General features: G+C 45.7%; 12 protein-coding genes. 1 reads left to right on the top strand and 11 read right to left on the bottom strand.

The genetic code is table 11. From position 1 onward, the window contains the following. Positions 1 to 5: 5 nt before the first annotated feature. From rlmN to AC0OMU_RS05040, 11 genes are all read right to left on the bottom strand, one after another. On the bottom strand, positions 6 to 1097 hold the full coding sequence (rlmN, locus tag AC0OMU_RS05090) for a dual-specificity RNA methyltransferase RlmN (RefSeq protein WP_014476780.1): 1092 nt from the start codon (positions 1095 to 1097) through the stop codon (positions 6 to 8). Between the two features lie 3 nt (positions 1098 to 1100). Then, positions 1101 to 2444 (bottom strand): 16S rRNA (cytosine(967)-C(5))-methyltransferase RsmB, encoded by a 1344-nt coding sequence (gene rsmB, locus AC0OMU_RS05085; protein WP_047182597.1) that lies wholly within the window; start codon positions 2442 to 2444, stop codon positions 1101 to 1103. After that, entirely contained in the window at positions 2431 to 3384 is a 954-nt protein-coding gene (gene fmt, locus AC0OMU_RS05080) for a methionyl-tRNA formyltransferase (protein WP_181219145.1), read from the bottom strand. Before fmt ends, rsmB begins: the two co-directional genes overlap by 14 nt. A 4-nt stretch (positions 3385 to 3388) precedes the next feature. Then, a complete protein-coding gene (def, locus tag AC0OMU_RS05075; protein ID WP_015383630.1) occupies positions 3389 to 3871 on the bottom strand; it encodes a peptide deformylase in 483 nt (160 codons plus the stop codon). Between the two features lie 26 nt (positions 3872 to 3897). Then, positions 3898 to 6315, bottom strand: a complete 2418-nt coding sequence (priA, locus tag AC0OMU_RS05070) for a primosomal protein N' (RefSeq protein ID WP_327830097.1) — start codon at positions 6313 to 6315, stop codon at positions 3898 to 3900. After that, positions 6312 to 7532, bottom strand: a complete 1221-nt coding sequence (coaBC, locus tag AC0OMU_RS05065; protein ID WP_181219141.1) for a bifunctional phosphopantothenoylcysteine decarboxylase/phosphopantothenate--cysteine ligase CoaBC — start codon at positions 7530 to 7532, stop codon at positions 6312 to 6314. The genes priA and coaBC overlap by 4 nt, the downstream gene beginning before the upstream one ends. An 80-nt stretch (positions 7533 to 7612) precedes the next feature. Next, positions 7613 to 7816 (bottom strand): DNA-directed RNA polymerase subunit omega, encoded by a 204-nt coding sequence (gene rpoZ / locus AC0OMU_RS05060; protein ID WP_003221520.1) that lies wholly within the window; start codon positions 7814 to 7816, stop codon positions 7613 to 7615. A 3-nt stretch (positions 7817 to 7819) separates the two neighbouring features. Then, positions 7820 to 8434, bottom strand: coding sequence for a guanylate kinase (gmk, locus tag AC0OMU_RS05055; protein WP_003232083.1), 615 nt, complete (start codon positions 8432 to 8434; stop codon positions 7820 to 7822). Positions 8435 to 8441: 7 nt separating this feature from the next. Continuing rightward, complete coding sequence (gene remA, locus AC0OMU_RS05050) at positions 8442 to 8711, bottom strand: extracellular matrix/biofilm regulator RemA (RefSeq protein WP_003154355.1); 270 nt, start codon at positions 8709 to 8711, stop codon at positions 8442 to 8444. Positions 8712 to 8787: 76 nt separating this feature from the next. Then, positions 8788 to 9663 (bottom strand): YicC/YloC family endoribonuclease, encoded by an 876-nt coding sequence (locus AC0OMU_RS05045; RefSeq protein WP_009967215.1) that lies wholly within the window; start codon positions 9661 to 9663, stop codon positions 8788 to 8790. 82 nt (positions 9664 to 9745) lie between these two features. Then, a complete protein-coding gene (locus AC0OMU_RS05040) occupies positions 9746 to 12418 on the bottom strand; it encodes a calcium-translocating P-type ATPase, SERCA-type (RefSeq protein ID WP_181219137.1) in 2673 nt (890 codons plus the stop codon). A gap of 121 nt (positions 12419 to 12539) precedes the next feature. Between AC0OMU_RS05040 and rqcH the strand changes: the two genes are divergently transcribed. Further along, complete coding sequence (gene rqcH / locus AC0OMU_RS05035; RefSeq protein ID WP_015383626.1) at positions 12540 to 14252, top strand: tRNA modification protein RqcH; 1713 nt, start codon at positions 12540 to 12542, stop codon at positions 14250 to 14252. The last annotated feature ends 16 nt before the right edge of the window (positions 14253 to 14268 follow it).

Here is a 14268-nt window from a genome sequence, read left to right as displayed (position 1 = left end):
CCTCATCACCTCGTCTCGTCTTGACGCTCCTTCGCGCGAAGCTGACCGCAGGCTGCGTCAATGTCATGTCCTTGCTCTCTTCGGATTGTGACATTTACTCCGCGGGATTTCAGCGTTTTTTCAAAAGCAAAAATCTGATCACGCGGTGTGCGCACATAGTCCCGTTCAGGCACGTAGTTTACCGGAATCAAGTTCACGTGGCATTTGACTCCTTCCAGCAAGTCGGCAAGCTCTTCGGCGTGTTCCACCTGGTCGTTTACGCCTCCGAACAGCCCGTATTCAAAGCTGATACGGCGTCCTGTTTTATTAATATAATATTTAACGGCTTCCATTAGATCAGGCAGTTTATATGCTCTGTTAATCGGCATCAAACGGCTTCTGATTTCTGTGTTCGGCGCGTGCAGAGAAATTGCAAAGTTAATCTGCATTTGCTGATCAGCAAATTCGTAAATTTTCGGGATGATTCCACTCGTAGAGACCGTAATATGGCGAGCACCGATATTCAGGCCCTTGTCATGGTTAATGATTTTCAAGAAAGCGAGCATTTCGTTAAAGTTATCAAAAGGTTCACCGATTCCCATGATCACGACAGAGCTGACGCGTTCATCCGTTTCATCAAGAGCTTTTTGCACTTTGACTACTTGAGCGACAATTTCCCCCGCTTCAAGGTTTCGTTTTAAGCCTCCAAGCGTTGACGCGCAGAATGTACAGCCAATACGGCAGCCGACTTGTGTCGTTACACATACAGAATTGCCATACTCGTGTCTCATTAAAACGGTTTCGATGGTATAACCGTCATGAAGCTCAAACAAAAACTTCATCGTACCGTCTTGAGAGGTTTGTTTAACAGCCGTTTTCAGCGTTGTTAACACAAAGTGAGTGTTTAATTTCTCACGCAGATCCTTTGAGAGGTTTGTCATTTCTTCAAAAGAAGATACGCGTTTTTCATATAGCCATTCAAAAATCTGAGCCGCACGGAACGGTTTCTCTCCGTTGTCTGTCAGCCATTGTTTAATTTCATCTAATTCAAAAGAATAAATAGACGGACGCTCTGTCCGCAATTCTTTTCTTACTTTTGTTTTATTAAGTTCTGCCATTGCTTATCCCTTCTTTCTCATGCTGCAAATAAAGAAACCATCTGTTCCGAAATAATGAGGAAGGATTTGAAGCCTTCCATCCCGAACAAAGGGTCTCACCTTTTCAGGCAGCCGCTTTTCAAGAGACAAATCGGGTTCAAAATCAGGATGTTCTTGTATAAACGCATGTATTACTTCATCATTTTCTGTCCGGTCCATTGTACACGTACTGTAGACAAGAGTGCCACCTTTTTTTACTAATGGTGCGATTTCCCTCAAGATCGACAGCTGGATTTCAGCTAGACGGGCGCTGTCGTCAGGCTTTTTCGTGTATTTCATGTCCGGCTTTCTTCTGATAACACCGAAACCTGAGCACGGGGCATCGACCAATATTCGGTCAAACTGTTCGTTTTCAAACGTTTCCCCCGCTTTTCTCGCATCCATTGTATCCGCATGAATGATTGTCAGGCCAAGCCGGTCTGCCGCTTCTTTGATCAGCTTCACTTTATGTTTGTGAAGATCAAGCGACGTAACGCTCCCCTTGTTCTTCATTAATTCTGCGATATGAGCCGACTTTCCGCCAGGCGCCGCACACGCGTCAAGCACTGTTTCATCTGACTTAGGGTCAAGGGCGCGGGCGACGAGCATGGAGCTCTCATCCTGGATGGAAACTTCGCCGTTTTGGAAGAAATGAGTTCCGGCAATTGTTCCCTTTAAGAGCTTCACAGCATCTTCAGCGAGGTCGCCTTTTTCAACTTCGATTCCCTCAGCAGCCATTTGGTCAAGCAGCTCAGCTCTGTCTGCTTTCATTTGATTGACACGCAGCGTCTGCTTCGGCGGAATGAGATGGATGCGGCAAATCTTTTCCGCAGCTTCAAATCCATACGCATCCGCCCACTCTTTCACAAGCCATTCCGGATGGCTTGTTTCTGTCGCCAGCCGGCGTACAGGATCTTCGATCGCGTCAAAGGATGGAACACCTTCGCGCTGAATAGAACGGAGCACGCCGTTGACAAATGAAGCAATGCCTTTGTGTCCGCGGATTTTAGCAATCTCAACCGCTTCATGGATGGCTGCCCTGTCTGGAATCTTCTCTAAATACTCCATTTGATATAAGGATAGGCGAAGAAGCTGAATCACCCACGGCTTTACCTTTTGAGGCTTATTGATAAACGGTTTAAGCATATAATCAAGCGCGATCTTATTTTGTAATGTACCATAGACAAGTTCAGTCAAAAGCCCTCTGTCCTGATCACTCAGTTCATTTGATTTAATGACCGATTTCAGCAGCAGGTTGCTGTATGCCTGGTTTTGTTCTAATTTGATCAGCGCCTCAAGGGCGATGTCACGAACACTAGTTTTTTTCATTGTTTACTCCTAACACATCACCGGCTTCAACATGAGCGCCTCGCACAAAGTCTTCGCCTTTCATTCGTTTTTTGCCTGCCGGCTGGAGTTCGGTTAATAACAGAGCCGTCTCGTTACCTGTGGCAACGATAATCCCTTCCTTTTCAACCGCAACGACTGTGCCTGGCTCAGCTGTTGTTCGTGCGGGTGTTTTTTTCGATTCCCACACTTTCAAGTTTTGTCCATTAAGCGTCGTATAGGCAACAGGCCAAGGATTTAAGCCGCGGACCTGGTTGTAAAGCTCTTCGCCCGTTCTGGACCAATCGAGCAGCTCTTGCTCTCTTTTAATGTTAGGCGCGTACGTCGCTTTCTCTTCATCCTGCTTTTCAGGTGAAATGCTGCCGGCAATGACGTTTGGAACCGTTTCAGACAACAGCTTCGCGCCAGCCGCGCTTAATTTATCGTGCAGCGTTCCGACATTGTCGGTTTCTTCAATATCCACTTCCACTTTTGAGATCATGTCTCCGGCATCCAATTTTTCTACCATATACATAATGGTAACCCCGGTTTTCTTCTTTCCCTGCAGAATGGAATAATGGATCGGAGCACCGCCGCGCAGTTCCGGCAAAAGGGATGCGTGAACGTTAATGCAGCCGTATTTTGGACTGTCGAGAAGCTCTTTAGGCAAAATTTGTCCGAATGCCGCCGTTACAATCAGGTCAGGCTTTAATGCCAGCACTTTCTCAATTTCTTCTGTCAATCTAACTTTTTCCGGCTGAAGAACCGGGATGCCGTGGCGCAATGCCTCTTCCTTGACCGGAGGAGGTGTCAGTACTTTTTTTCTGCCCTTCGGACGGTCCGGCTGTGTGACGACCCCCACTACTTCATATCCGTCCTCAATCAGGGTTCTTAAAACAGGAACTGAAAAATCCGGCGTTCCCATAAATACGATTCTCGTCATCAAATCATCCTTCCATATCCGCTAGTTCATCTTCTGTATAGTATTTACTTATTTTAGATGTAAACAACACACCGTCTAAATGGTCCATTTCATGCTGCACGGCTCTTGCTAAAAAGCCTCGCGCTTCCAGAATGAACGGTTTTCCCTGACGGTTAAACGCACGCACTTTGACATAATCGGCACGTGTGACATCACCATAGACGCCAGGAAAGCTCAAGCATCCTTCAATTCCGGTTTGCTCGCCGCTTTTTTCTAAAATTTCAGGATTAACAAGATCAATTCTCCCTCTGTCATCCCCGATGTCTACAACGGCCGCTCTTTTTAAAATGCCGATTTGCGGCGCTGCCAGTCCGACACCATCCATTTCAAGCATGGTGTCGTACATATCATCAAGCAGTTTTTTTAGCTTTTTATCAAAAACAGTCACGGTTTCCGCAGGTGTTTCCAAAACCTCCGCAGGATGTGTGACGACCTTTTTTACTGCCAATTTGTTACCCTCCAAGACGTGAGATCTTACATCATCATATAAGGATTCATATCAATTGAAATCATTACATGTTTTTGTTCAATTTCGCGTTTATAATGTTCCAGTATCTTCTTCAATAAAGCGGATAACTGGGTTTCCTGTTTGTATTTTATCACGCATTGATAGCGATATCTATCTTTGATCCTGGCTATCGGCGACGCGCTTGGTCCGAGAATTTTCGTGTCAGCTCCGCAGTTTGCTTTCAAAAAATGAGCGATTTTTTCAGCTGTAACCGCTGCTTTCGCCACTTCCTCATGAGAAACAGTCACAAGAGCCAAATAGTAGTATGGCGGATAGGATTGCTCTCTCCTGTGCGCCATTTCATGCTGATAGAACGTTTCATAATCGTGTGTTTTCGTCAGCTGGATACTGTAATGAGACGGTGTATACGTTTGAATGATGACATGGCCGGGCTTTTCATGCCTGCCTGCCCGGCCGCTGACTTGCGTTAACAGCTGAAATGTTTTTTCAGCCGCTCTGAAATCAGGAATATGAAGTGTTGTATCAGCACTTAACACTCCGACAAGCGTGACATTAGGAAAATCAAGCCCTTTCGCGATCATTTGCGTTCCGAGAAGAATATCCGCTTTTCCTTCTCCGAAAGCTGACAGTAATTTTTCATGAGCGCCTTTCCGTGATGTCGTGTCAACATCCATCCGAATCACTCTCGCACTTGGCAGCACTTTTGTCAGCTCTTCCTCCACTCGCTGTGTTCCCGTTCCGAAAAAGCGGATATGCTCGCTTGCGCATTCAGGACAAGTGTGCGGAACAGGCTCTTCATGTCCGCAATAATGGCATTTCAGCCTTTGGCCGTAACGATGATACGTCATGGAAATGTCGCAGTGCGGGCATTGCGGGACATAGCCGCAATCCCTGCACATCACAAAGGAAGAATAGCCCCTCTTATTTAAAAACAGCACCGCCTGCTCACCCTTGGCAATCGTTTCTTCAAGCTTTTCCATCAATTCAACTGAAAACATCGAGCGATTGCCGTTTCTAAGCTCCTCTCTCATATCGACAAGCGAAACCTCAGGCATCACCCGATGGTTAACACGGTGCTTCAGTGAAAGAAGCTCGTACACGCCCTTTTGCGCTCTTGCATATGACTCTAATGTCGGCGTAGCACTCCCTAATACAACCGGGCAGCTGTGATGCTCAGCCCGCTTGATTGCCACCTCTTTCGCATGATAGCGCGGCATTTCTTCCTGTTTATAGGAAGACTCGTGCTCTTCATCGATGATTATCATTCCGAGATTTTCAAACGGAGCAAAAATGGCGGATCTGGCACCGACGACAAGCCGTACTTCCTTCCGGTGGATTTTACGCCACTCGTCATATTTTTCTCCTGTGGATAAACCGCTGTGCATGACTGCCACCTGGGAGCCGAAGCGGCCCTTGAAGCGGTTGACCATTTGCGGCGTCAGCGATATTTCCGGTACGAGGACGATGGCTTCTTTTCCTTTCGCCAGTACTTTTTCAATTGATTGCAGATAAATTTCCGTTTTTCCGCTTCCTGTCACGCCGTGAAGGAGGAACACTTTATGCTCATCGCTGTCCAATGTCTCGCGTATAGGCTCGAAGGCAGCCCTCTGTTCGTCTGTCAGCGGCAGGGGCTCTGTTTTTTTGAACATTTTGTCCTGATAGGGATCTCTGTAAACCTCTTCATAGCTTTCCTTCAAAAGCCCTTTTTGGATAAGGGTTTTGATGGTTGCAGAGCTCGTGTCCGTTCTTTTGCACAATTCTGCCGCAGGAATTTTCACACCTTCCGGCTCAGAGATGAGAAAGTGAAGAATCGCCTGCTGTTTTGCTGCTTGTCGGGACAATCCCTCAGCCTGCTTAGCAAGCTCTTCTTTACTCGCATTTGCCTGAATATGCCTGACCATTTTTTTATTGGTTTTTTGCGCGACTTTATACGTCACGTCAATGGCCCCTTTTTGAACATGCCTTTGAATCAGTTTCAGCGTATCATGATCGGGTATATCTGAATACAGCAGCGTCTTTGTTTCAGAAAACAGCCGTTCCACTTGCGGCGGAAGATCGGCGCCGTGTGCAATTTTTAATTCTTTTTCATATTTCGCCTTTAAGGCGGCAGGCAGCATTGCTTGAAGCGCCGTTATTTTAAAAGACAGCGTTTTGTCTGACAGCCATGATGACAGATCCATAAGCTCCTCTGTCAGAACAGGTGTAAGATCTAATAAATCCTCTACCTCCTTGACAGATTTTCCCGATAGGTCAGATGCTTCTTTGACTGCTGTCACAAACCCTTGAATCTTACGGGGGCCAAACGGAACAATGACCCGCATCCCCGTTTTGATCATGCCCTTCAGATGGTCTGGGATTTTATAATCAAAAGGCCTGTCTATATTTTTGGTGCTGACATCAACGATGACTTCGGCAAAATTCATGAGCGCTCTCCGGTTTGTTTTGAGAGGGCTGCGATCTCCTGAAGGATTTCAAAAGAAACATCGAGCTTAGACATGATCGGAAGTTCGCGTTTATGCCCGTCTTTGAAAAAGATTGTCACGATATTCGTATCAGCACCAAAACCGGCCCCATTTGCCTTCACATCATTTGCCACAATCAAATCAAGGTTTTTAGCGGCGAGCTTTTTACGTGCATAGTGTTCAATGTCTTGTGTTTCAGCAGCAAATCCGACCAACATCTGCTCTTTCTTTTTCTCGCCCAATTCTTTCAAAATATCGACTGTTCTTTTCAGTTCTAAGGTCATGCCGCCGTCTTGTTTTTTCATTTTATGGTCAAATACTGTTTTCGGCGTAAAATCGGCTACCGCAGCTGTTTTAATGACTATATCGCTTGCGTCATACACAGAGAGCACAGCTTCGCGCATATCCGCAGCCGATTGAACAGGGATAAACTCAGCAAGGCCCTTAGGCTGATCAAGTGAAACAGGCCCAGAAATTAAGGTTACCCGTGCGCCGAGCTGAACAGCAGCCTCCGCTAATGCGTAGCCCATTTTGCCCGTCGATTTATTGGTAAAAAACCGGACAGGATCAACCGCTTCCCGCGTTGGGCCGGCTGTAATGACCACATGCTTGCCTTCTAAAGGAGCGGATGTTTCTTCAGCAAAATGTTTTTCGGCCAGCTTTACGATGTTTTCCGGCTCTTCCAATCTGCCTTTTCCTACGTAACCGCATGCTAAATAGCCCTCACTTGGCTCAATAAAACGATAACCGTCCTGATAAAGAACAGAAATGTTTCGTTTGACTGCCGGGTGGTCATACATATGAACGTTCATTGCCGGCGCGATCCAAACGGGAGCCGTTGCTGCCAACAATGTTGTCGTCAGCATATCATCAGCGATGCCGTTTGCCAGTTTTCCAATCACATTAGCCGTAGCCGGCGCTACAATAATCAAGTCGGCCCAGTCTGCGGCATCAATATGAGAAATAACGCTTGGATTTTGTTCTTTAAATGTATCTGTATAGACTTCGTGGCGGCTCAATGCCTGAAATGTCAGCGGTGAAACGAATCGGCAAGCGGATTCAGTCATAATCACTTTGACATTTGCTCCTGCCTGAACCAGCTTGCTCGTTAACGCACAGGCTTTATAAACTGCGATGCCTCCGCTCACGCAAAGTAACACATTTCGATTGTTTAGCAATGAATTCTCCCCCTCTGCACTTTACAAAACCGCACGGAAAAAAATAACAACCTACATGATATAGGTTGCTACTTGTGCTACTATTCGCGGTCTTCCTTTTCAAACGAAAGCAGGCCTGCATCAATTTCTTCTAAAGCTTTGCCTACATATTTGTGTGAAATCGTATGTTCAATCATTTGGTCTTTTTTGATTTGCATTTCACGTGCGCGTCTCGCAGAAACAGTCACCAGCGTATACTTTGAATCTAATTTATTCATTAAAGAATCAATTGACGGATCTAACATTGATTATTCAACCTCCAGCATTTTCTTATATCTTGGTGCAACGCGTTCACGCTTCAAATGTTCAGCAAGAACGATTGCTTTGATTTTATCGCAAGCCGTTTCGACATTATCGTTTTCAACGACATAGTCATAAGCATCCATCATTTCGATCTCAGCTTTTGCGGCTTTCATTCGATTTTCAATCAGAGCGTCTGTTTCTGTGCCTCGTGTCACGATTCTGTTTTTCAGTTCAGAAAGGCTTGGAGGCGCAAGGAAAATAAACAGGCCTTCCGGGAAAGCATTTCTCACTTGAAGAGCCCCTTGAACTTCAATTTCTAAAAAGACGTCTTTTCCATCTTGAAGCGTCTGTTCAACATAATCGACTGGCGTGCCGTAATAATTGCCGACATACTCTGCCCATTCAAGCAGCTTGTTGTCTGCAATCATTTGCTCGAATTCGTCTCTTGTTTTGAAAAAATAATCGACTCCGTTCACTTCGCCCTCTCTTGGACTTCTTGTGGTTACTGAAATCGAATATTCAAATTTTGTGTCTTCCTGCGAAAAGATCGCTTGTCGAACCGTTCCTTTACCAACTCCTGAGGGACCTGAGAGAACGATTAATAACCCTCTTTCTTTCATGCGGCAATTACCCCTGCCCTTCATCCATAATTTCTTCTTTAACAGAAAGTCTGTGTGCAACTGTCTCAGGCTGGACGGCAGATAAGATAATGTGATCACTATCCATGACGACAACTGCACGGGTTCTTCGTCCGTATGTAGCGTCAATTAGCATTCCGCGGTCTCTTGCATCCTGAATCATCCGTTTGATTGGCGCAGACTCCGGGCTGACAATCGAAATCATCCGATTGGCGGAGATGATATTGCCAAATCCGATATTAATCAGTTTAATCGTCATCTTCTACGTTCCCCCTGTAAGATAGACGTCTCTAGTTTAGCCTAGTAAGACCGTCTGTAAACAATACGCACAGTCACTATTCTATATTTTGCACTTGTTCTTTTATTTTTTCAATAGAACTTTTCATTTCAACGACAAGCTTTGTGATCTGATGATCATTTGCTTTTGAGCCGATCGTATTTGCTTCCCGATTGAGCTCCTGAACAAGAAAGTCGAGTTTGCGCCCGACAGCTCCGCCACTAGCTAATATATCACGAAACTGAGCGAAGTGGCTCTTCAGCCTTGTAATCTCTTCAGTGATATCAGAGCGGTCTGCAAAAATAGCGCATTCTGTTACAAGCCGGCTCTCGTCTAATACGTCTTCAGTCCATTCTTTGATTCTGGCGTACAGCCGTTCCCGATAACGAGATACGACATCTGCAGCCAGCAATTCAGTTTCTCTCACCAGCTCTTCAAGCTGATCAATATGCATCAGGCAGTCTTTCGCTAAGAGCAGCCCCTCTTTTTCACGCATTTCACAGAGACCTTTTACCGCTTCTTCTGCAGCATCGATGATCAACGCCTCCAGCTTGTCATTTTGCGTCTGTTCTTCATGAACCTGGACGACATGATCAAGCTTAAAGAAATCCATTACATCGGGCTCTGCAGACAATTGATACCGCTTCTTCATATCTCTCGCGGCTGCGACAAACTCATCGAGCAGCGGCCAATCAATTTCAAGCCTTTTCTCAACAAGCATATCGCTGTCAACGGATACGAAAAGCTCAATTCTTCCGCGCTGAATATGCTGCAGAATGGTCTGTTTCAGCTTATCTTCAAAATATAGCAAAGGCCTTGGCAAACGAGCGTTCACTTCTTTAAATCTGTAGTTCACAGATTTAAGTTCAACGCTTACAGAGAGATCGTCTTGTGTTTTGCTTGCACTGCCGAAGCCTGTCATACTTCGTATCATTTTAAAACACCCAATTCTTCCCTGTTCTCATAATAAAAGGGCAATAGACACGCTATTACCCCTAAGATTATATCATATGAATTTATTTTTTTCTTGTTAAAAGTGACCCCGCCAGCAAAAAAGTAGGGATGGCGGACATACCGATGACGAGCATCCAGTCCCCCGGCGTGATGGCTACAGTATGGAAAATCGGCTGAAGCGGCGGATAGTAGATTACTACAAGCATCAGCAAAATAGATGACAATACCGAGCCGATTAAATACAGGTTTTGAAACGGATTTCTAGAGAAAACAGAAGTTTCGCTGCGGCAGTCAAACACGTGAATAAGCTGAGCGAGCACCAATGTGGCAAACGCGATCGTCTGGGCATAAGCCAAGTTTTCCGGATTGCGGTGGTACACAATGATAAACGCTAAAATAGTGGCAACTCCGATTAAAAATCCTCTGGAAACGACCTTCCATCCTAGCTTGCGGGCAAATACCCCTTCTTTCGGATGACGGGGCTTGCGCTTCATGACGTCTCCTTCCGGCTGATCCATGCCGAGCGCCATTGCCGGCAACCCGTCCGTCACCAAGTTGACCCACAAAATCTGAATCGGAACGAGCGGTAAAGGAAGGGCGAGCAGCATCGCAAACAGCATGACAAGGATTTCTCCGACGTTAGACGCCAACAGGTATCTGATAAACTTCCTGATATTTTCGTAGATGTTCCTGCCTTCTTTTATCGCTGATTTAATCGTCGCAAAATTATCATCTACGAGAACAAGAGATGATGCTTCTTTGGCCACATCTGTCCCGGTAATGCCCATAGAGACGCCGATATCAGCTTGTTTAATGGCAGGAGCATCATTGACGCCGTCTCCCGTCATCGCCACAATATGCCCGTTCTCCTGATAGGCTTTTACGATTTTTAGTTTATGTTCAGGGGAAACGCGGGCAAATACATACACATCCTCCACCACATGAGAAAGCTCTTCTTGAGAAAGTTCATTCAGCATCTTGCCGTCCATGATTTTGCCGCTTTTCGGAAGGAGGCGCAAGTCTTTCGCTATCGCTTTAGCGGTTTCTACATGATCACCTGTTATCATAACGGTCTTAATTCCTGCTTCACGGCATTCTTTTATCGCCTGTCTGACTTCCGGCCGCGGGGGATCAATGATACCTGAAAGGCCAAGCATGGTCAGATCTTTTTCCGCCTGCTCCATTGACGGTGTTTCGCCTGCTTTTATCGGCCTGTAGGCGACCGCTATCGTTCTGAGCGCCTGTGATGCCAAATGTCTTAATACCGTCTCTGTTTCTGCTTTTCTTTCATTTGAAAAAAGAGCCGCTGAGCCGTCATAATAAATACGGGAAGATCGCTGCATCAGTACATCCGGTGCACCTTTTGTAATGATATAGCGCTTTCTGTCTTGATCCTCTACGATGACAGTCATCATTTTCCGTGCAGAATCAAACGGAAATTCTTCGATCACCCGGTAGTTTGATTCAACAAACTCCTTTGAAAAACCGCCTTTTCTTGCCGCGGTGAGCAGCGCTCCCTCTGTCGGATCTCCGTCAAGCACATATTCGCCGTCTCTTTTCTCAATATTGGAGTTGTTACAAAGCGCTCCGAACAGAAGCATCTGCTGAAGCGGCTTATGTTCATTGACACTGATCTCTTTTTCGTTCAGTGTGAAGCTTCCTTTCGGTTCATAGCCGGCCCCTGCCACTCTCCATGTTTTCCCTCCGGACCAGACATGTGTCACCGTCATTTTGTTTTGGGTCATTGTCCCTGTTTTATCTGAACAAATGATAGACGCACACCCAAGCGTTTCAACAGCAGGAAGCTTTCTAACAATGGATTTTTGTTTAATCATCCGCTGTACACCAAGCGAAAGCGCCACTGTCACAATCGCCGGCAGTCCCTCCGGAATAGCGGCTACCGCTAATGAGACACCTGCTAAAAACATACTGTACAGATCATGCCCCTGAATAACACCGACAGCAACGACAAGTACGGTCAGAAGCAATGCAACAACAATCAAAATCTTCCCGAGCTGCTCCAGTCTTCTTTGCAGCGGGGTTGACAATGTCCCTGCCGATTCAAGCATGTCGGCAATTTTCCCCATAGCCGTATTCATTCCTGTCCCGACGACAACCCCGACACCGCTGCCGCGGGTCACAATCGTACCCATAAATGCCATATTGGTAATATCGCCGAGCGAAACATCCGGTTTTTTCAATTTATCAGCATGCTTCACAACCGGGATTGATTCACCGGTCAGCGCTGATTCTTCTATTTCAAGGCTTCTCGCTTCAACAATTCGAACGTCTGCGCCAATTCTGTCCCCGCTCGTAAATTTCACAATATCCCCCGGCACAAGTTCCTTAGAAGGAATCTTTGTCCAGCTTCCTTCCCTGAGTGCCATGACATGCGGTGTTGAAAGCTCTTTTAAAGCCTGAAGGGATTGCTCAGCACGCCTTTCTTGAAAGAAACCGAGTATGCCATTCACAAACACAATCGCAATAATCGCAACCGCATCTACATATTCACCAAGAAAACCTGAGATTAACGTTGCCGCCAGAAGCACAAGCACCATAAAATCTTTGAACTGCGCGAAAAACAAGAGAAGCGCTGAAGTTTTTTTCCCTTCTTGCAGCTCGTTTGGCCCATGCTTGTCAAGGCGTTTTTTTACTTCTTTTTCTGTTAATCCTTGTTTCATGGACGTATTGGTTGCCTCTAGTAAATCTGTTTGTCCCATTTCATGAAACTTCATTCCGCTCGTCCACTCCCCTGCTCTCTTATAGAGATATCACTCTATAAGCATGCTTATTCTGACTCGTCCCATTTCATGCTATAATTATCGAATGCAGGAAGAATGAGAGGGTGTATTGCATATGTCGTTTGATGGCATGTTTACATACGGAATGACACACGAACTTAACGAGAAAATAATGGGCGGACGAATTACAAAAGTCCATCAGCCATATAAGCACGATGTGATTTTCCACATCCGTGCCAAGGGAAAAAACCAAAAACTATTATTATCGGCACATCCGAGCTATTCACGGGTGCATATCACGACACAAGCTTATGAAAATCCAAGCGAACCGCCAATGTTTTGCATGTTGCTGAGAAAGCATATCGAAGGCGGATTCATTGAGAAAATTGAACAAGCGGGCTTAGACCGCATTATGATTTTTCATATCAAAAGCCGAAACGAAATTGGCGATGAAACCGTACGAAAGCTTTATGTAGAAATTATGGGCCGCCACAGCAATATCATTTTGACTGACGCAGCAGAAAATGTGATTATCGACGGACTTAAGCATTTATCGCCGTCAATGAACAGCTACCGTACAGTACTGCCCGGCCAAGATTATAAGCTTCCGCCTGCTCAGGACAAAATATCGCCTCTTGAGGCGTCAGAAGATGATATTTTGCGTCACCTCAGTTTTCAAGAAGGAAGGCTTGATAAACAAATTGTCGACCACTTTTCAGGCGTGTCTCCGCTTTTCGCCAAAGAAGCGGTTCACAGAGCAGGCCTTGCCAACAAAGTCACACTGCCAAAAGCGTTGCTGGCACTGTTTGCCGAAGTGAAAGAGCACCGTTTCATTCCCAACATTACGACTGTAAACGGAAAGGAATATTTTTATCTGCTGGAGCTGACTCATCTAAAGGGCGAAGCGCGCCGTTTTGATTCATTAAGCGAACTGCTCGACCGTTTTTATTTCGGAAAAGCTGAACGAGACCGAGTCAAACAGCAGGCTCAGGATCTTGAGCGTTTTGTTGTGAACGAACGGAAGAAGAATGCCAACAAAATCAAAAAATTAGAGAAAACCCTGGAGTATTCGGAAAACGCGAAGGAATTTCAGCTTTACGGGGAGCTTTTAACCGCTAATTTATATATGTTGAAAAAAGGTGATAAACAGGCTGAGGTCATCAATTATTATGATGAAGAAAGCCCGACAATCACGATTCCTTTAAACCCAAACAAAACGCCTTCTGAAAACGCACAGGCCTATTTCACGAAGTATCAGAAAGCGAAAAACTCGGTCGCAGTTGTCGAGGAGCAAATCAGGCTGGCACAGGAAGAGATCGAATATTTCGATCAGCTGATTCAGCAGCTTTCGTCCGCTTCTCCCCGGGATATCAGCGAAATCAGGGAAGAGCTTGTTGAGGGCAAATATTTGCGCCCTAAGCAGCAAAAAGGCCAGAAAAAGCAAAAACCGCACAATCCGGTGTTAGAAACATATGAATCCACCTCAGGCCTGACAATTTTAGTGGGTAAGAACAATCGTCAAAATGAATATTTAACGACCAGAGCGGCGGCCAGAGACGATATCTGGCTTCACACGAAGGACATTCCCGGCTCCCATGTTGTGATCAGAAGCAGTGAACCGGATGAGCAAACAATCATGGAAGCCGCGACAATTGCAGCTTATTTTTCAAAAGCTAAAGATTCAAGTTCAGTGCCTGTAGATTATACAAAAATCAGGCATGTCAAAAAACCAAACGGCGCGAAACCCGGTTTCGTCACCTATGACAGCCAGCATACCGTCTTTGTCACGCCTGATGCTGATACTGTCATCAAGCTCAAAAAAAGCTGAGCCGCATAAAGAAAAG

It is taken from the genome of Bacillus sp. FAU18 (assembly GCF_056033885.1).
Note: the sequence above shows the minus strand (reverse complement) of the source record. Positions and strands in the feature narration are given on the sequence as shown.